Origin of the sequence: Elizabethkingia bruuniana (genome assembly GCF_002024805.1) — a bacterium.
Lineage (GTDB): Bacteria > Bacteroidota > Bacteroidia > Flavobacteriales > Weeksellaceae > Elizabethkingia > Elizabethkingia bruuniana.
The window spans coordinates 579,918-596,621 of record NZ_CP014337.1; the positions used below are offsets into that span (position 1 = coordinate 579,918).

Annotated in this window: 25 protein-coding genes; 17 read left to right on the forward strand and 8 right to left on the reverse strand. The window is 32.9% G+C overall.

What is annotated here, in order from left to right:
- The first annotated feature begins 15 nt into the window (after positions 1-15).
- The 3 genes from AYC65_RS02650 to AYC65_RS02660 all read left to right on the forward strand — a co-directional run bounded on the left by AYC65_RS02650 (position 16) and on the right by AYC65_RS02660 (position 1,884).
- Complete coding sequence (locus tag AYC65_RS02650) at positions 16-234, forward strand: hypothetical protein (protein WP_034871310.1); 219 nt, start codon at positions 16-18, stop codon at positions 232-234.
- Positions 235-448: 214 nt separating this feature from the next.
- The gene (locus AYC65_RS02655) at positions 449-718 is read left to right on the forward strand and encodes a hypothetical protein (RefSeq protein WP_052114785.1); all 270 of its coding nucleotides are present in this window, start codon (positions 449-451) and stop codon (positions 716-718) included.
- Between the two features lie 65 nt (positions 719-783).
- Positions 784-1,884 (forward strand): calcium:cation antiporter, encoded by a 1,101-nt coding sequence (locus tag AYC65_RS02660; RefSeq protein WP_034871309.1) that lies wholly within the window; start codon positions 784-786, stop codon positions 1,882-1,884.
- Positions 1,885-1,905: 21 nt separating this feature from the next.
- On the opposite strand, the gene AYC65_RS02665 is transcribed toward AYC65_RS02660, so the two are convergent.
- Complete coding sequence (locus AYC65_RS02665) at positions 1,906-2,844, reverse strand: beta-1,6-N-acetylglucosaminyltransferase (RefSeq protein WP_034871521.1); 939 nt, start codon at positions 2,842-2,844, stop codon at positions 1,906-1,908.
- A 411-nt stretch (positions 2,845-3,255) separates the two neighbouring features.
- Here AYC65_RS02665 and AYC65_RS02670 point away from each other — a divergent pair, with 411 nt between their 5' ends.
- From AYC65_RS02670 to AYC65_RS02685, 4 genes are all read left to right on the forward strand, one after another.
- On the forward strand, positions 3,256-4,380 hold the full coding sequence (locus AYC65_RS02670) for a DEAD/DEAH box helicase (protein WP_034871308.1): 1,125 nt from the start codon (positions 3,256-3,258) through the stop codon (positions 4,378-4,380).
- A gap of 83 nt (positions 4,381-4,463) precedes the next feature.
- Positions 4,464-4,658, forward strand: coding sequence for a cold-shock protein (locus tag AYC65_RS02675; protein WP_034871307.1), 195 nt, complete (start codon positions 4,464-4,466; stop codon positions 4,656-4,658).
- A gap of 141 nt (positions 4,659-4,799) precedes the next feature.
- Positions 4,800-5,258 (forward strand): MaoC family dehydratase, encoded by a 459-nt coding sequence (locus AYC65_RS02680; RefSeq protein WP_034871306.1) that lies wholly within the window; start codon positions 4,800-4,802, stop codon positions 5,256-5,258.
- Between the two features lie 148 nt (positions 5,259-5,406).
- Complete coding sequence (locus tag AYC65_RS02685) at positions 5,407-6,138, forward strand: energy transducer TonB (protein ID WP_034871305.1); 732 nt, start codon at positions 5,407-5,409, stop codon at positions 6,136-6,138.
- Between the two features lie 107 nt (positions 6,139-6,245).
- On the opposite strand, the gene AYC65_RS02690 is transcribed toward AYC65_RS02685, so the two are convergent.
- From AYC65_RS02690 to AYC65_RS02710, 5 genes are all read right to left on the reverse strand, one after another.
- On the reverse strand, positions 6,246-7,769 hold the full coding sequence (locus AYC65_RS02690) for a serine hydrolase (RefSeq protein ID WP_052114784.1): 1,524 nt from the start codon (positions 7,767-7,769) through the stop codon (positions 6,246-6,248).
- Between the two features lie 527 nt (positions 7,770-8,296).
- Positions 8,297-9,061 carry a hypothetical protein gene (locus AYC65_RS02695; RefSeq protein WP_034871304.1) on the reverse strand — a complete coding sequence of 255 codons (765 nt, stop codon included), beginning with the start codon at positions 9,059-9,061 and terminating at the stop codon, positions 8,297-8,299.
- 359 nt (positions 9,062-9,420) lie between these two features.
- Positions 9,421-9,732: a helix-turn-helix domain-containing protein gene (locus AYC65_RS02700; RefSeq protein ID WP_034871303.1), complete on the reverse strand. Its 312-nt coding sequence runs from the start codon at positions 9,730-9,732 to the stop codon at positions 9,421-9,423.
- Positions 9,733-9,737: 5 nt separating this feature from the next.
- Entirely contained in the window at positions 9,738-10,637 is a 900-nt protein-coding gene (locus AYC65_RS21015) for an energy transducer TonB (protein WP_236887500.1), read from the reverse strand.
- Position 10,638: 1 nt separating this feature from the next.
- On the reverse strand, positions 10,639-11,196 hold the full coding sequence (locus AYC65_RS02710; protein WP_078674629.1) for a hypothetical protein: 558 nt from the start codon (positions 11,194-11,196) through the stop codon (positions 10,639-10,641).
- Positions 11,197-11,414: 218 nt separating this feature from the next.
- Between AYC65_RS02710 and AYC65_RS02715 the strand changes: the two genes are divergently transcribed.
- The 3 genes from AYC65_RS02715 to AYC65_RS02725 are packed head-to-tail and all read left to right on the forward strand — an operon-like array spanning position 11,415 to position 12,393.
- Complete coding sequence (locus AYC65_RS02715) at positions 11,415-11,681, forward strand: hypothetical protein (RefSeq protein WP_078674630.1); 267 nt, start codon at positions 11,415-11,417, stop codon at positions 11,679-11,681.
- Positions 11,608-12,150 carry a hypothetical protein gene (locus tag AYC65_RS02720; protein ID WP_131828178.1) on the forward strand — a complete coding sequence of 181 codons (543 nt, stop codon included), beginning with the start codon at positions 11,608-11,610 and terminating at the stop codon, positions 12,148-12,150. Before AYC65_RS02715 ends, AYC65_RS02720 begins: the two co-directional genes overlap by 74 nt.
- Positions 12,151-12,153: 3 nt before the next feature.
- Positions 12,154-12,393 (forward strand): hypothetical protein, encoded by a 240-nt coding sequence (locus AYC65_RS02725; protein ID WP_078674632.1) that lies wholly within the window; start codon positions 12,154-12,156, stop codon positions 12,391-12,393.
- Here the strand turns inward: AYC65_RS02725 and AYC65_RS02730 are convergent.
- Both AYC65_RS02730 and AYC65_RS02735 read right to left on the reverse strand, forming a co-directional pair.
- Positions 12,390-12,902 carry a hypothetical protein gene (locus AYC65_RS02730; RefSeq protein ID WP_078674633.1) on the reverse strand — a complete coding sequence of 171 codons (513 nt, stop codon included), beginning with the start codon at positions 12,900-12,902 and terminating at the stop codon, positions 12,390-12,392. The two genes, AYC65_RS02725 and AYC65_RS02730, sit on opposite strands and share 4 nt — an antisense overlap.
- Before the next feature lie 283 nt (positions 12,903-13,185).
- Positions 13,186-13,833, reverse strand: a complete 648-nt coding sequence (locus AYC65_RS02735) for a hypothetical protein (protein WP_131828179.1) — start codon at positions 13,831-13,833, stop codon at positions 13,186-13,188.
- Between the two features lie 130 nt (positions 13,834-13,963).
- On the opposite strand from AYC65_RS02735, the gene AYC65_RS02740 reads away from it, so the two are divergent.
- The 7 genes from AYC65_RS02740 (at position 13,964) to AYC65_RS02770 (ending at position 16,702) form a co-directional block, all read left to right on the forward strand.
- Complete coding sequence (locus AYC65_RS02740) at positions 13,964-14,161, forward strand: hypothetical protein (RefSeq protein ID WP_078674635.1); 198 nt, start codon at positions 13,964-13,966, stop codon at positions 14,159-14,161.
- A 68-nt stretch (positions 14,162-14,229) separates the two neighbouring features.
- Entirely contained in the window at positions 14,230-14,547 is a 318-nt protein-coding gene (locus AYC65_RS02745) for a hypothetical protein (RefSeq protein ID WP_078674636.1), read from the forward strand.
- A gap of 212 nt (positions 14,548-14,759) precedes the next feature.
- Positions 14,760-14,882: a hypothetical protein gene (locus AYC65_RS21160; protein ID WP_257788232.1), complete on the forward strand. Its 123-nt coding sequence runs from the start codon at positions 14,760-14,762 to the stop codon at positions 14,880-14,882.
- Between the two features lies 1 nt (position 14,883).
- On the forward strand, positions 14,884-15,075 hold the full coding sequence (locus AYC65_RS02755; protein ID WP_034871292.1) for a hypothetical protein: 192 nt from the start codon (positions 14,884-14,886) through the stop codon (positions 15,073-15,075).
- A complete protein-coding gene (locus tag AYC65_RS02760) occupies positions 15,072-15,329 on the forward strand; it encodes a hypothetical protein (protein ID WP_034871291.1) in 258 nt (85 codons plus the stop codon). The genes AYC65_RS02755 and AYC65_RS02760 overlap by 4 nt, the downstream gene beginning before the upstream one ends.
- Positions 15,330-15,446: 117 nt before the next feature.
- Positions 15,447-16,031 (forward strand): hypothetical protein, encoded by a 585-nt coding sequence (locus AYC65_RS02765; RefSeq protein WP_034871290.1) that lies wholly within the window; start codon positions 15,447-15,449, stop codon positions 16,029-16,031.
- A complete protein-coding gene (locus tag AYC65_RS02770; protein WP_052114783.1) occupies positions 16,028-16,702 on the forward strand; it encodes a YqaJ viral recombinase family protein in 675 nt (224 codons plus the stop codon). The genes AYC65_RS02765 and AYC65_RS02770 overlap by 4 nt, the downstream gene beginning before the upstream one ends.
- Positions 16,703-16,704 lie beyond the last annotated feature (2 nt).

Sequence of the window (16,704 nt, forward strand, 5' to 3'; positions counted from 1 at the left end):
CCTAAAAATAAAACGATGGATAACAACCAAAATAAAAGCCTTGGTAATTTTAGAATTAAAGGTAATTGGGCAGAACAGGCCAGAGGATTAAAGAAAAAATTTGTGGAATTAAAAGATTCTGATCTCCAGTTTGAAGAAGGAAAAGAAGATGAACTACTAAGAAAATTAGGGCAAAAATTAAATAAAAATCGTGAGGAAACTATTGATATCATTAATAAAGCACTTGTATTGTAGGTTGATCAATTAAAATATAAAAAATAATTGATCTGCTATAAAGAGTCTTAGTAAACAGAACAGGTGCCCACAAGGTGCCTGTTCTGTTAGTATAAAATGGGCTTATACCAAAAAGAGAGCGTTTACTTTATGTTTTATCAAACACATTCTGTATAGCAACAAGCATTATTGGCAGACAATAAAAGAATACACATAATCAAATAATATCTTTATAATGAAAAATACAACGCTTTACCTGTTTAAAAATAGTGTAACTAAAAAAATACCTTTATTTAAAGGTTACTATGAACTGACTTCACTTAATGATATTATGGCTTTTAATCTTTTTGATATAGAAACGGTTACGGAATGTACTGTTGAAGTACCGGATGATTTTAAATTTGAGGACCATTTGCAAAATGAACTTATAAAATGGTGTGAAGAATCCCCGGATTCTATCGATCATAATTTCATTGTTACATGTAATGATTATGATGTTATTTAGCTTAATAGAAATCAAAGAGCTGGTGTCCTGCAGTTGCTCAGAAACTGAGAAAGTATTGATATCCTATGAAAAATAAAATATACCTTTTAGGGTGGACAATCATTCTGCCTGTAATGGCATGGGTGGTTTATTTGTTTCATAATGTTTTTACCGGACATTTTTATTCTCTGGTTCTTGTATTTTTTCTGATAAGTTCGGTTTTAGCAGCCGTATATCATTCTGAGATTATTGCCTACAGGGTAGGAGAACCCTACGGAACCCTTCTTTTAGCTTTTGCTATAACAGTTATTGAGGCGGCGCTTATTATATCTATCATGCTTAGCAGCAAGGGACTGGAAAGCATATCTCTGGCAAGGGATACTGTTTTTGCAGCCGTTATGATTATTCTTACCGGAATTATAGGCGTGTGTATTATCGTAGGCTCATTGAAATACAGAGAACAGGTATTTACCTTACAGGGCGTAAGCACAGCTTTAATAACGCTTACCTCTATTGTTGTTTTTATATTAATTCTGCCCAATTACACCATTAGTCATACAGGGGGAGAATATACTCCATACCAGTTAATATTTATTTCTTTAATATGCCTGGCCTTGTACATCGGTTTTACCATGATACAAACGGTAAGGCATCGCGCTTACTTTATAGCACCCATACCGAATAAAAATTCTGATTTTAGTGAAGATGATGTCCCACTGGAAAAGCCTTCCAGAAAGGTGATGTATTTTAGTATTATACTTTTATTATTATGTCTCGGAATCGTCGTTCTTTTGGCCAAAAACCTCTCGAAAGATGTCGATACACTGGTTATAGGATTGGGCGCTCCAAAGTCCTTAGTTGGGATTATTATTGCCGGAATAGTGCTCCTTCCCGAAGGGCTTGCGGCTATCAGGGCCGCATACAACAACCGACTTCAAACAAGTCTTAATTTAGCTTTAGGCTCAGCTTTGGCAAGCATTGGGCTTAGTATTCCTTTCATCGCTTTTGTTTCCGTAATAGCTGATATGAGGATGATGTTAGGTATTAGTATTAAGTCAATACTGCTTTTAGGATTGTCTTTATTTATTATTACAGTTTCTTTGGCAACAGGCCGTACCAATATTATGCAGGGACTTGTACTGATTGCCATTTTTATACTTTATCTGTTCACTACACTTGAACCTTAATAATTATAATAATTATACAGGTTAGTTTTTCTGATTCTCATCTGTTTTAAGTTCGTTTCCTATCTGATCTGTCTGAGGCAACGGGTGGTTATAATTTTCTTCAATATAACGCAGAATTAGGGTATCGGTTTGGTGATTGAGTTTTCTTATGAAAAGATGATTACCATGTTTTAGCATATTAATATAAATCTCAGAATTCTGTTTTGTTACTTTTGACAATTTAATAACCATTCTTTTGTCATCATTTACAGCAATGTCATGAAATGTTGTATTCATTAAAACTGTTTGGAAAAAAGAGTCTCCCGGCAGAAAAGTATGAAGATAAAAATTTTTAAATTTCACGATCTTATCATTACTGCATATAAAAGCACAAGTGTCACGTGTGAATATAAACCACTTTCCGCCAATATAGGGCGTTATTCCTTTCATAAACTCTCTCTTATAAATCATAGAAGATATCTTATATGCCAATTCTGTAAAGTGGTTTTGGATTCTTTGAAGTGTATCGGGTCTGTAAAATTTCTGATCGTAATAGAAAATAAAGTTTTTATTAGTATTATCGGAGAGGAACTGGCGTATAATATTTTGATTTTTTAAGGGATAATCATCTCCGCTCAGATTAATAAAAAAATCCCACTCAGAACTTACATTAAGAAGATATTCCATAGCATCGAGTTCAGCTTGTATCATGCTGAATCCTCCAGGATTAATGTTCATACTTTGTAAAACATAAGCATTTGGAAACTGTATAAGAAATTGTTGAATTTCTTCTGTAAATTCAGATTTTGCTTTTCTGTCAATATGGATAAGGTAGAATTGATCTCTTGTATGAATCTGATAAAAGAGTTTTTTAAAAACCTCAGGTTCATGGTGCACCATAATGAAATAGGCAATTCTTATCAATGGAGGAGGAGAGGTAGCTAACGGCTGGGGTTGTGTTTTGGGAAAATAAGTATGCATTATTAGAGGATTAAAATTATCCGCTGAATGCAAACAATTTGTTTCATGCACGAAATCTATGAATAAATTTTTGATAATCAGTTGATTAAATGTAGTATTGTTCTGAATGTTTATTGTATATTTGCAGCACAATAAATAAACAGGCCTCTGCCTTTGCCTTCTGTCACAGTTTAAAATACCTTTTTTTTCTTTTTCAGTATCTAGCTTTTCCAGCCGCCACATTTTAACTTTTAAATCTTTATGGATGAATATGAGTTTAGGTAGCAAAAGCTATATCAATAAGCAGTTATATAATACGCAGGATTATAAACTTTTATTTCTTTATTTAAGGACTGTTGTTTATGGATTTTATTCAGGATTTTATGGAAAACCTGATTCACTTAAAGCCTAAAAAAGGCAATTTCAAAAACAATGAATTTTAAAAGTTTAAATTTAATAAATCCTATTATCCGTGCCATAACAGAAGCCGGATATTCAAAACCCACCGATATCCAGAATATGGCGATACCGCATATTCTTGAGGGAAAAGATATTATTGGCTGTGCACAGACCGGAACCGGCAAAACGGCAGCATTTGCAATGCCTGTTCTACAGTTACTTAAAAAGAAAAACCCGGAACATAAAGAAATTCGAACACTTATTCTAACCCCCACGCGGGAGCTGGCAATACAGATTGAGGAAAATTTTAAGGTCTATAGTAAATATCTGCCATTATCACAGCTTTGTGTTTTCGGTGGCGTTGGTAAAGGAAGCCAGATTGCAGCCTTAAGAAAAAGAGTAGATGTATTGATTGCCACACCGGGAAGACTTTTAGATTTGTGCAGCGATGGACATGTGAATCTTTCCAAAATTGAAATTCTGGTTCTGGATGAAGCAGACAGAATGCTTGATATGGGTTTTGTGAATGATGTGAAAAAGATTCTCAGGTTAACCCCTTCAAAGAAACAGACTCTGTTTTTCTCTGCAACCATGCCTGTTTCTATACGGAAATTTGCAAATACAATTGTGAAAAATCCTGTAGAAGTATCGGCAACACCTGTTTCATCAACAGCAAAAACTATAGAACAGTCTGTATATTTTGTTGATAAAAACAGAAAAACAGATTTACTTATCAATCTTCTGGAAGACTCTAGTATTAACCGCCTATTGGTTTTTACACGAACCAAATACGGAGCAGACCGATTGGTAAAACAACTGGGACATACAGGAATATTTGCAGCAGCAATTCACGGAAACAAATCTCAACAAGCAAGACAAAAAGCACTTGAAGACTTTAAAAAAAGTAAGGTCCGTGTTTTAATCGCCACTGATATTGCAGCGCGCGGAATCGATATCGACGAACTTTCTTTCGTTATCAATTATGAACTCCCAAATATACCGGAAACTTATGTTCACCGAATAGGCAGAACCGGAAGAGCCGGAATGGAAGGAAAAGCAGTTTCTTTTTGCGACGAGGACGAACGTTCCGATTTAAAGAATATTCAAAAGCTCATAGGCTTTACAATGCCTGTAGGAAATCAGGCGGGCATACACTAAGAAATATTGCATTAATGAACGGAATAAAGATATTCCCTCATTAATCATCATTTATACAATAACAATTTTTAATTACAATTACAATGCAACAAGGCACCGTAAAATTTTTCAATGAAGCAAAAGGCTTCGGATTTATTACTCCCAACGATGGAGGAGAAGACATTTTCGTACATTCTACAGGTTTAATATCAAATAATATTCGTGAAAACGATTCTGTTGTATATGAAGTAGAACGTGGGAAAAAAGGTTTAAATGCTGTCAATGTAAAATTGGCATAACCTCATACGTATATTATTTTATTTTCGATATACCCATGACCTCTCGTACAGTACGAGGGGTTTTTTATCAATTTTAAGGAAGATCCATTTAAATGTATTCCTTCCCTCATATCTTTATGTCATATAAATTAAAACGATACCATGATTACAATCAACAATTTTGAAGAATATAAATCGCTGGAAGGTGTCATGGTGGGCAACTCTTCCTGGCATATCATAGATCAGAAACAGATCAATCAGTTCGCAGATGCAACATTGGATCATCAGTGGATTCATGTTGATCCAAATAAGGCAGAATGTGAAGGTCCTTATAAGTCAACAATTGCGCATGGCTATTTAACCTTATCCCTTATTCCTTACCTGTGGAAGCAGATCGCAGAAGTAAAGAATGTCAATATGGAGATTAATTACGGGATAGAAAACCTAAGATTTGGGCTTCCGGTAAAAGTTAATTCTGAAGTTTCTTTGCAGGCAACTATAAAATCGGTTAACAATCTTAGAGGAACGATCAAAGTGACTATCGAAGCTAAGCTTCTCATTAAAGGAGAGTCTAAACCAGCTTATACAGGAGATGTGATTTTTCTCTACCATTTTAAATAAAACGGGTAGCACCCAGGATACAAATAAAGCTATGATGAGGTTAGTCATTATGAATTATATTTAATAATAATAAGTTTTTGTAATTATTATATTTGAGCATTCGGTTATTAGAAGTTTTTATAGCAACTTTTATTAATAAAAATCCTGAATGAAAAAAATATTATTATTTATTTTACCTGTATACCTATCATTTGCTCAAGAGAAGGAAAATAAAATCATAACCCAAGGCTACCCAATAGATCAACAATATTATATTGGTGGTGAAGTACAATTCTATAAAGAATTGCATCAAGTTTTAATAGATAAAAAACTAAAGCCGTGTGACAATAAAAATGAATTGTACACAGCTTGGATCATAATTAATCCAGATGCTTCTATTATAATTCCAAAAGAGCAAGATGTCAAGGATATTAATGAAATAAGATGTACCTATAATTTGGTTAGAGATAGTTTCAAATATCTAAATAATTGGAAACCTGCGACTGTAGAAGGGAAGAGTATTACTGCTAATACATATATAGCTATTTTCCCTGATGCCCTCTTTGACAATTATAAAGAAGGTTATAACTTGGATGACTACATTTCTGCTCCTGAATATACTGATGGAATGAATGTTTTTCGTGAAAGATTTGTTAAGGTTGCTAGCTTTGATCGTTTCAGAGTTAAAAATATAAAAAGGATTGTAATAGATTTTAGTGTATCTGATAAAGGTGAAATTGAAGAAATTCAACCTGATAAAAGTAGTGGCAATAGAAAATTCGACGAAATGCTTATTAACAGTATTAAAAAGATAGGAGGCACGTGGACTCCAGGAACGATTCATGGTGTTCCCGTTAATAGCCGTTTTAGATTTCCCATAAATTTAAATTATACAGATTAATATAATTGTACCCAGTGTTGGAATCGAGTAAGGTTTTATTTGTTTTCCTTGGGTTTGCCTGGTTCTGCTACTACTGTTTTTATAATATAAATTATAAGGGTCTGATATTAATGGTGTTTTATTTGTTTATCCAATAATTTGATTTGTTCTTTTGCATTGGTATTCTCAGGAGAGTATTCCAATGAGCGTCGGTAGTTTTTAAGAGCCATTAATTTATTACCTGAGCTTTCATAAGCTTCTGCAAGACTGTCGTAAGTATTACCGGAACTTGGATATAGTTGTGTATTTAGACTGAAAATTTCAATTGCCTGCTTCATATATCCAATGTGTAACAAGGTATAACCCCAATCATTCAAAGAAGCTTCTGAAAGGTTAAATTGACTATCTTTCAGCTGGAGTTTTTTATAAATTTCTTTAGACTTTGTATACTTTGTTTTTAGCAGCTCTGTATGCAGAAGCCCAAGCGCAGGAGGTAAACCTGTTCCTGTATAAGGATGTAATTCAGGAATATAAAATCCTGCCAGCTGCTCAATGAGTTTTTCAGGATTAGCACCTCTTAAATTGGTTAAAATAATAAAACCAATCTTGTCTTCGGGATAATAATACATGGCTGAACGCATTCCACCACTTCCGTAAACAAAAGGATGCTGCTTTCGCAGTGATACGGACCATCCTAATCCTCTGGGTGCAGTAGTTCCGTTATTATGTAAGGACGGAGTCCACATTATTTTCAAAGATTTCTGATCGATAAATTTTCCTTCAGTAAGATGAATCAGCCAATCAGCCAACTCTTTGGCTGTACTATTAATACCTGCTGCAGGGCGAGTGAGTATTGAAAATTCTTCAAAAACCCTGGTAAGCTGGCTGCTGCGTTTCCAAAGACCGTTTCGGTTGAATTTATAAGAGTAAGATTCAGTCATGTTTTTTATTACATCGAAGGAATCTCCAAAATTCGTTTGCTGCATATTAGCGGGGACAAATTCCTGCTCTGTTACAAAGGAGGTAAAAGGCTTTTTTGATAGTTTTTCAATGATCTGACCAAGGAGTACATAATTGGTTTGGTTGTATTCTGATTTTTCTCCCGGAGCAAAGCGAATGGGTAAGGTTTTTACCTTTTCTAAAGCAATGGTATCCTCTCCGGGAACAATCATTTTTCCTGTATCTCCGTCTACAATATCTGGAAGACCGGAAGTATGGGTAAGCAATTGTTTGATTGTTATCTTATGCCAGGGTTCCGGAAGATTGCTAAGATAAACTGAAGCATAGTCATCGAGTTTTATCTGTCCGTTTTCTATGAGCTTCACAAGTGCAGTGCCTGTGAAACATTTTGTCATCGAATTAATTGGAAAAAGAGTGTTGACTGTTACAGGGATATTGAACGGAATATTGGCTGTTCCATATGCTGCGAGTTTTATTATTTTTCCATTTTTAATAATGGCAACTTGCATTCCCGGAATTCTGCTGTATTTCATTTTTGCCTTAAGAAAAGAATCTACTTGTTGAGAGAGATTCTGTGTGAAAGCAGGTGTGCTATATATCAATATAAAAATAAGCCCAACTCGATACATGAGTGATATGAGGGCTGAATGGCCTTTCATACCAATATTTTCAGATATTTCTTTTAAAGACATCACTATATAATTTCACCAGTGAAGGTACTAATTAAATTGGTGTATGTATTTATAAATTAAGTATTTATGTATTTTATTGATAAGCCTTGTTTGTGGGTGTAATTATTAAATTTTTTAGCTGATAACTTTAATAAGATGAGATTAACGGATTTTATCTTATGCCTGAATTTTTTAGTGATAAAATAAAAAAAGACTATCATTTTGAGACAGTCTCCTTTCCGTATATCTAAAAGCCTATTGCTGACAGGTTGCTCCCCAGCAGAGCCCACTTCCTCTTGGGCTTTAATACTAAATTGATTTTTTTTGTTTTTATATAGCTTGAATACCTATAATTTCTGAACAATATTACCAATATTAATCGCGATAATTTTTTATTAAATATGTAAAAGGTAATAAAAAATGAAAGCGAGTGCAATAAGATATTTACAAGTCGTATTTCATTAGATGTTTAGTAAATAAGATGTTTTATATTTTCTATTTGCATTTTGATAAAACCAGTATTATTAATTATGAAGATACACAATAGGTTATTTCGGAGTGACTATGCCAGTGATTTTTTTTGGTAAATCGTGAAAACCGGAAACTAGCTTATCAAAATTGCCCGACAAAGCAAAGGGCAGCAGAATGCCAAGACTGAGAAAGGTGAGCGAAAGAACAATGTCGAATGCCGATGGCATACCGGAAATTATGCCGTAAGTTTTGATCGAAAACCCCATGCCTTTGTCGGAATACACCTTTTGGGCTTTGGCATTTTTAAACTTTTCTGACGGCTCATTGACCTTATCGCGCCACGTTTCATTGGGATTGATTTCTATAACACCATAACCCGGGTCGTTCTTGTCTTCAATAAAAGCTACAAACCGCCCAGTGTAGAAATTGGGCAACTCGCCTATAGTGATAAATTGGCGAATAGTGGTTTGATAAGGTTCTCCGATATCAGGGAAAACTGTTAGTGTGAATATGAATTGATGATTTAAATTATTCACCACTAAGCCGGCTTCTTTAAGTTTGTCGACCCGTGCGGGCACTCGTCGGGCATTTCCGCCTCCTATATTTTCGCCATTTCCGGACATTTTTCTGAATTTGGAAATCAGACCACGCGTGAAAATTATCGACCACAAAAATGTGAGCCCGATAAACCCGAAGATGGTAAACGGAATCCAACTACCCGGAATCATACCGCTTGAACCTGCTGCTACCATTCCTATGAATACACCAATCCCCATCCAGGTTAATGCTTTAAACAAAAGTCTACGCAAGTTGAATGGTCTCCTTTTTCCCTCGTTGTTCATATAATAAGTTATGTTATACCAAATTTATTACTTTAACTTGAGCTCGGGATAAGAAGAAAAAAGAAAAATGCAAAAACCAATCTTTATACTTGTTTTATAGCAGTTTGGTAAGGTTGAACTTTTAGATATAAAATAAAAAAAGGCTTAAACATTGTTTAAGCCTTTCCATTGTACCCAGTGCCGGAATCGAACCGGCACGCCTCGCGGCACTAGAGTTTGAGTCTAGAATTGAGTTAGTTTAAAATTTTTACAAATCTGAAAATCAAATAGTTGTAGTTAGTTAATATTTGTTTTACGACGTTTTTCATTGTTGTTTTACACGGTATTTTACACGGTATATTTTTAAATAAATACTATGCTTATTTAGTTTTATCCTTTATCCTATCTTTATTAAAGTCTCTTAAAGCATCCATAGTTGCTGCGTAGACAATTTTATAAAGATCAGATTTTTTCATATCATCTCTTTTCTCTCCATTTCCAGTTCTTAACCAGTCTTCATTTACATCAAAGAATTTCGCTAAAGCAGCAATTGTTTTTTCACTCGGATGCTTCACTTGTCCTTTTTCTAATCTCCCCAAAGAAGAAGATTGAATTCCAGTATTGTCTGAAACAACATAATTTGTTACTCCTTTCTCATCTCTAAGCGATATGTAACGATCTTTTATTGACATGCTTTTTATATATTTATTGTTACTGGGAATCTGAATCTAGATCTTACAGGATATCCGTTAATCTTTGCCGGACTCCATTTACCATGGATTGATTTAATTGTTCTTTCGGATTCTCTGTTAAAGTCATAATCAGGTCCAGAAGCTTTAACATCGGAAATAGAACCATCTCTTTCTATAATAAAAGTAACTGTAGTCTTAAATGTACCTTCATTTTTTATTACAGATGAATTATCAAAATTATTATTGAAAAGATTTCTGAACTTTTCTAAGCCACCTGCGAATTCTGCCTGTTGATCAACACTATCATAGACATCCGTATCGTTTACATCAATAACTTTCCCATTAGACTTTTCCTCTAATGCCTTTATTTCGTTTAAGGTTGCAAGAGCACTAAACGCTCTGTACTCATCTACATACATATTAGGATTATATTTAATTACTTTAATAGTATTATCCATATACTGTATTCTGATACTTTGTATTTTTATTATTACTACGACACCTGTTAACCAAACATAATCAAATGACCATTCTCCTGTTTTTTGATATCCTACGGGACCAATACCTTTTACTGTCTTATAAAAACCTTCATTTGAATTAACTAAGTCTCCCACTGAATTGACTCCAGCTATTGTAAACCAGACGTATTTTATTGTTTTTTTTAAAGGGTTATAAACTCTGATGGTTGCTCCTGTTGAATATTTATCTCCTGTTGCATCATATTTCAAAATTCCTAAACCATATTTTGCCGTATCATCAAAAGGTTTAAGTTCATTATCTAAACGCTTATATAGTTTTGAAATTTCATCAGTATATGTTTCTATGCTATGATTTTTTTGTTCTGTACCTGATTGTGCAAAAGTAAGTCCTGAAATAATGATAAAAAGGATTAGTATTTTTTTCATCTTACCAATCTTCGGTTTTGGTGATGGACTTATTCAGTCCATTTGTAAAGTCATTTACAGTATTTTCTATACGATTAAATATTTCTTTATCTATCCAAACTGAACCATCCTTTTTAAAAACAGATTTACCAAGAATTCCACTTCCCCCAGTCAAATACATGCTTTTCTCAGTCCCACTGCTGCTAGGCAACTCAATATATTCATAAACAGGTTTAATCATTATTTTCCCGTCTTTGAAATTAAATTCATATACACTATTTAGGACCCAAGTATTTACCATGCCAAATACCTTGTTTGCTTCAAATCTCTGTCTTGACCTTAATTTTATTTGACTTGGTTCAACTTCATTAAATCCATCTCCTTTCAAATTCTTAAAGTTGGAGTAGATATACATTTTTGCCTTGTCAAATATTTGTTTTTGAGTAAGTCCAGGATATTCAATTACAATAAAATCTTTTTCCGGCATTTCTGCATTTTTAAAATTATCCGGAGTTAACTTAAACTGAGCTGTAGATATAGAGAATATCCCAACAGCTAGGATTGTAAATATTTTGTTCATATAAATAGTGTTTCAAAATGAATACAAATATATAATAATAAATTGATTGCTTTTTATTTGCTATTTACGGGAAACCATAATGTCATTTAATATTTTCTTTTATGGAGAAAATAAATCAAATAATAGTGTATTTGTATTAATTTTTTATTTATTTTAGCAGAAACCGAAAATAAGTTGATATGAATTAGTAATTTTACTTTTAGATTAAAATTTTAAAAATGAAAGCAAAACAACTAATTGTTTCAGTTCTGGGATTAAGCACAATTGTAGCATGTTCTTCTGATAGGGATCAGGAAACAACAAATACAACCTTAAGAACATCAACTTCGGTTAAAAGTATTAGATATAAGTCCGATACTTTAAAACCAATCCAATCACAAATAAATGGAATTACAACAAAAGCAGCCTCAGATGGAGAAGAAACTTCTCAGTCAATCGACAGCTCAGAAACAATCGATCCGACAAAATCGGGCAGACCAAAATAGGCTTCAAATTATAGGAACGGCAATTATATTAATTGCCGCTCTTTTGCCCTTTTTGAATAATTTTTTAAAATTTATTTCACCGATAATAAACTACGACCCAGATGCTATTGTTCCCAATACTGTAGGGAAAGAGTATTTATACTATGATACTGTAATTTATTATTTAGCAGTTCCGTGTATTGCAATTCTCGTTGGTATTGCTCAATTTTTAAAACCTTACAAGTTCAGTTATTATATACTGATTGCATCTGGTTATTTTCACTTAATAACTTACATTAATTTTATTTTCTTTAATAATAACAATATAGATGTGATAGCAAAAATTGCTATTGTTGCCATTTTATGCTTACTTCTAATTCTTATATATTTCTTATCTAATTATCAGAAAAGCTTAGAAGATAGAGATAAATTTAACATCAGTACTATTGATCGCTTAATATCCATACTAAAAAAGAAGAACAGCCTTTAATTTATGGGAAATATTAGAAGGGAAAAAGCCAGAATTTTAATGGGGCTTAGCGATCGCTTGTGGGAGGACTATACAAATAATCTTCTGTCTGAAGAAAGTTATCTGTTAAAACTAGAAAAGGTGAGAAAGCAGATAAATAAAGACGTATTATCTGGCTTAAAAGAACTGAAAATTTTTGCAAGTGAATTAGGATACACTATTCATGAGGTAACCCCAGAAGTATATACATTTAGCTTTAATTAATTTTTAACAGTTGTTTTATTTAATGATTTCATTAACTCTTTCATGTCTTTATTCATTTCGTCTTGCTTCTTAACCAACTTTAAAATTTGATCCTGAATAAATAAAAGGCTTTTATCCTGTGTGTTGACTTGAGCAAATAAAAGTGTAACAACATCTAAGATGCCCTCTATAGTGTCGTTGGGTTGTGAAATTGAGTCATTATTATCATATATAATTTCAGATTGAGTATTTTTAGAGTTCAACATTTCTCCTTTCCCTTCCAAAAGCCAAATTTCGTTCAATTCTGGAAATGCCAAACAAAATTTATCAACAGTGTATTTTGTCAAATATTTTTCTCCTTTTAAAGCTGCATTTAAATTTGGACGTGATAATCCAACTTCTTTAGCGACAAGCGTCTGATTCTTATATGCTTTAGGATTTTTAGTTAAAAGGTAATCCATTACCTGATTTAATCTTTTATCTAAATCTTTTATACTACTATTTTGTAGTTCTGTTTCTTTTTTATTCATATATTTGTTTAAATTAATTTGTTATGACTGATCCTGATGATGAATATGAGAATTTATTAACATGCTGTCTATTAATACCTTGTGTTTTAGTGCTAAATTGCTTTTTATATTTTAATATATTAAGACATCTTCATAATGTATTTTACCAATGAAAAAACTTTTTGAACCTCCTGTAACTGCTAAAGGGATTAAGCGATTCACCTTAATCAATGTATTTATTTTTATATTTCTGCTAATTGTTTTTTTTATTTTACACAGCACAGAAAAGATTAATTGCAAATTATTATAGGAAATCAAGTTGTGATAATTCACTTTTTTCGTTCACAATAATACTTAGTATTAATCTTTCCAATTCTTTATAATACAATGTTTTATTCCAATTATTAACGCCTTTGTAAAACAAGGTGGAAATTCTTGATAATTGAAATTCTGACATTTCTAAACCAGAGCTAACATTAATTAATATATGCTTAGAAGCATTGTTCATCATTTCTATGTTTCCAACTCTTTCAGCAGCAACAATACAATGAAGCATGTTTTCTAAAAATGCTACATAATCATTTGTTTTAAGGTGAACAGAGGCTACGCTATAATACATTGAAGCCATATCTCCCTCTATTTTAATATTTATTATTCCCCATTTCTTGTCATATTCGGAAAGTATATTATTTATTTCATTGAATTTAAGGCTTAAAGAATCATTCGTCTCTTTTTTAAAGCTTTCAAAATCAGCAGAAATTTCCTTTCTGTATTTTGAGTAGTCAACTAACGCGTATATCTGCCATCCTATCAATACTGTAATTAATATGGACAAAGATGATATGATAGAATTGTAATTATCAATTTTCAAATCACCTGGGGTGAAGCAACTTATTGAAATTGCAATAATTGATATCACTAATGCTATATAAGATAATAAGTTTTTCTTCATATTAAATTTTTCTATCTGGTTTTCAGGTGGTTATAATTAATACTACAAAAAAGTAGTAAATTAATTTGTAATACGACAAAAGTGTAGTACATTAGCATCATCAAAGTAACATTGCAAATATATAAACAAAATGAAAATAGCTAGTACGGTTTGCCGTAAAATAAAAGAGAGCAACGAGCTATCATTAAGATTAGCGAGTGTGTTGGGTGTAAAACAGGTTGCAGTAGAGCAATTAGCAACCAGAAAGTCTAACAAACTATGTCATTATGGTTGTGTATTGATATATAAAGAGTTTGGGCTAACTGAAAAAGAAATATTCGAAAATTAATAAAAAAGCCGACAAGGCGGCAACCAAGTCGGCAGGTGCTTAATAAAAATTATTAAACGATTTATTGTATGGCAAATTTAGCAAAAAAACAACAGGTTAGAGAATTGATTTTAAATAATCAGTTCGAAGAAATGGACTTGGTCAACGAAGAATACTTTTTCATAGGGTTGTTTTTCGACGAAGACAATGCATTTTGGTGCATTAAGCGTAATACCAATGGCTTTCTTGTAGTAGAAGCCGACGACGAATATCAATTCAAATTAGACAATGAATTATCTGATTTAGTTGAAGAATTTATATCAGAAGAGACAAAAGATCAGCGTGACGAAGCAGATCACCACTGGTTTATGAAGAATCACTTTAGAAAAAACTTCAAATACGCCTAATATGAAAGCTTTATTGATAATTATTGCTATAGGTAGCTTTTTTCTGGCAACCTGTAGCGTAGAATGCAGTCGGTTTTTCGATGCTTTCATATTTACCTCATTCGGCTTCATTTCAACTTATGGGGCATGTAAATCAAAACAATTAACCAAATTTTTAACACAAAATATTCTTGAAGATGAAACTAAGTAAAAGATTCAAAAACCGGTTTACCATGAAGCCAATTTTAAACGGTAAACATCATTATAGAGCTGATTATTCTGCTAGAGACTTTAAGGCAAGCTGTATAGCAACTTTAGCAAGACTTGAAAGTGAAAATAACCATAAAGCATATTAATATGACAACTACAGATAAAGCAGATAAAGTTTTAGAAATGATTGTAAATGTTGAATTGGTGATACTATCATTGAAAAGTTCTCTTGTTACGGGTTCAATGTTTTTCACTAAAGAAGAAATTGAGCGAAAAATAGAATGGCGAACTAAAATGAAGCAACGCCTATTTGGTTACTATAAATATGTATTAAGATGAGAGGCCGTAAAAAGCAGTCATTCAATATAGACGACCTGAGAACAGAAGTAACTCGCATCAATCGAACAATAAACAAAGCATTAAGAGATTTAGAGTTAGTTGAATTAAAAATGGTTGAAATCGATCGAGAAGAAAATGTAACAAGTGGTGTGGAAGCCACATTCAAAACTGCGAATGATTTTGTTCTCTATGGCGTCTCTAAGAAAAAACAAGCTGCAAAAATTAAAGCATTAACCTTAAAACCCATAATGTAGCCATGAACGAAGCAATTAAATTCTGTGAATGGTATATGTCTCTAGGCGGTATTCTACCATTCGATTTAGACTCCATTTTGGACAAATTCAAAGATTACAATTAAAACACTAAATAATATGTCAAACGAAATACAAAAGCTACCAACTATTGCAGATTTAACCATTGACTTAGAACAGGCTTGGAAAAATGACCAGTTAAATTTTCTTCTTAGTAAAAATCCACCTTCAAAATGGATCGCGAAACACCCTTTCATTAAAAAAGAAGTAATTATAAACGGTTCAAAGCAAAAAGTACCTTATGAATACTTACCGATTGACAAGGTAGAGCATTTACTTAGAAAGATCTTCAAAGAATATAAAATTGAGATCACAGGGCAAGGTACTGCTTTCAATGGTGTATGGGTAACGGTAAGAGTACATTTTAAATCACCTATTAATGGTGAGTGGTATTTTCATGATGGTGTAGGCGCAAGTCAATTACAGACTAAATCAGGCACAAGCCCGGCTGATCTGCAGAATATAAATAACGGGGCAATTTCAATGGCTTTTCCATTAGCTAAAACATTAGCGGTAAAAGATGCATGTGATATGTTCGGTAATATATTCGGTGCAAACCTTAACAGAGCTGATTTGGTAGCGTTTACACTTGATGCCAATCTTACAGAAACCGGAAAGTCTAACGCTGAAAAAATGGCATTATGATAAAGTACGCAGTTTTTGATACAGAAGAGGCATGGCTAGATTTTAGAGCGCCTTATTTCACATCTAGTGAAGCGACAGCACTATTACCAGAAGCAAAAAAGAAAGGCGAAATATTAAGCGTTGGTGCTAAAACCTATATAAGAAAATGTGCTGCATCTGTATTAGCGCCACCACCGCCACCGCAATACAATCAAGCAATGGAGCATGGTAAAGCTACCGAACCGTTTGCTGTGATGGCTTTAGCAAAAAACTTAGGTAAATCTATTGATGATGATGATTTTATCTATACCTCTACTAATGGTTTTGTTTTCTTCTATGATGATGAATACAACTTAGGGGGCACACCAGATGTAATCATGAAAGCTCTTAAAAAATCAGCCGAAATTAAATGTCCAAATTCAGATACACACCTTGAACATTTAACCTTGAAAACACCGGAAGACGTAAAAATCAGCTTACCTAAATATTACGGACAAATGCAAAGCAATATGTATTTAACCGGTACAGATGAATGCATTTTCATGAGTTTCGATAATCGTTTCTATAACGATAAACTGCATGAACACTACATCAATATTCCAAAAGATGATGAATACATAGAAAACTTACTTAAAAAGGCTAAAGCTGCCAAAACTTACAAAGAAGAAATATTAAAAGCATTAAATAATTAAAA

Coding starts and splice junctions, on each gene's coding strand:
- AYC65_RS02650 (WP_034871310.1), top strand. CDS start 16: ATGGATAACAACCAAAATAAAAGCCTTGGTAATTTTAGAATTAAAGGT.
- AYC65_RS02655 (WP_052114785.1), top strand. CDS start 449: ATGAAAAATACAACGCTTTACCTGTTTAAAAATAGTGTAACTAAAAAA.
- AYC65_RS02660 (WP_034871309.1), top strand. CDS start 784: ATGAAAAATAAAATATACCTTTTAGGGTGGACAATCATTCTGCCTGTA.
- AYC65_RS02665 (WP_034871521.1), bottom strand. CDS start 2,844: ATGCATACTTATTTTCCCAAAACACAACCCCAGCCGTTAGCTACCTCT.
- AYC65_RS02670 (WP_034871308.1), top strand. CDS start 3,256: ATGAATTTTAAAAGTTTAAATTTAATAAATCCTATTATCCGTGCCATA.
- AYC65_RS02675 (WP_034871307.1), top strand. CDS start 4,464: ATGCAACAAGGCACCGTAAAATTTTTCAATGAAGCAAAAGGCTTCGGA.
- AYC65_RS02680 (WP_034871306.1), top strand. CDS start 4,800: ATGATTACAATCAACAATTTTGAAGAATATAAATCGCTGGAAGGTGTC.
- AYC65_RS02685 (WP_034871305.1), top strand. CDS start 5,407: ATGAAAAAAATATTATTATTTATTTTACCTGTATACCTATCATTTGCT.
- AYC65_RS02690 (WP_052114784.1), bottom strand. CDS start 7,769: ATGTCTTTAAAAGAAATATCTGAAAATATTGGTATGAAAGGCCATTCA.
- AYC65_RS02695 (WP_034871304.1), bottom strand. CDS start 9,061: ATGAACAACGAGGGAAAAAGGAGACCATTCAACTTGCGTAGACTTTTG.
- AYC65_RS02700 (WP_034871303.1), bottom strand. CDS start 9,732: ATGTCAATAAAAGATCGTTACATATCGCTTAGAGATGAGAAAGGAGTA.
- AYC65_RS21015 (WP_236887500.1), bottom strand. CDS start 10,637: ATGAAAAAAATACTAATCCTTTTTATCATTATTTCAGGACTTACTTTT.
- AYC65_RS02710 (WP_078674629.1), bottom strand. CDS start 11,196: ATGAACAAAATATTTACAATCCTAGCTGTTGGGATATTCTCTATATCT.
- AYC65_RS02715 (WP_078674630.1), top strand. CDS start 11,415: ATGAAAGCAAAACAACTAATTGTTTCAGTTCTGGGATTAAGCACAATT.
- AYC65_RS02720 (WP_131828178.1), top strand. CDS start 11,608: ATGGAGAAGAAACTTCTCAGTCAATCGACAGCTCAGAAACAATCGATC.
- AYC65_RS02725 (WP_078674632.1), top strand. CDS start 12,154: ATGGGAAATATTAGAAGGGAAAAAGCCAGAATTTTAATGGGGCTTAGC.
- AYC65_RS02730 (WP_078674633.1), bottom strand. CDS start 12,902: ATGAATAAAAAAGAAACAGAACTACAAAATAGTAGTATAAAAGATTTA.
- AYC65_RS02735 (WP_131828179.1), bottom strand. CDS start 13,833: ATGAAGAAAAACTTATTATCTTATATAGCATTAGTGATATCAATTATT.
- AYC65_RS02740 (WP_078674635.1), top strand. CDS start 13,964: ATGAAAATAGCTAGTACGGTTTGCCGTAAAATAAAAGAGAGCAACGAG.
- AYC65_RS02745 (WP_078674636.1), top strand. CDS start 14,230: ATGGCAAATTTAGCAAAAAAACAACAGGTTAGAGAATTGATTTTAAAT.
- AYC65_RS21160 (WP_257788232.1), top strand. CDS start 14,760: ATGAAGCCAATTTTAAACGGTAAACATCATTATAGAGCTGATTATTCT.
- AYC65_RS02755 (WP_034871292.1), top strand. CDS start 14,884: ATGACAACTACAGATAAAGCAGATAAAGTTTTAGAAATGATTGTAAAT.
- AYC65_RS02760 (WP_034871291.1), top strand. CDS start 15,072: ATGAGAGGCCGTAAAAAGCAGTCATTCAATATAGACGACCTGAGAACA.
- AYC65_RS02765 (WP_034871290.1), top strand. CDS start 15,447: ATGTCAAACGAAATACAAAAGCTACCAACTATTGCAGATTTAACCATT.
- AYC65_RS02770 (WP_052114783.1), top strand. CDS start 16,028: ATGATAAAGTACGCAGTTTTTGATACAGAAGAGGCATGGCTAGATTTT.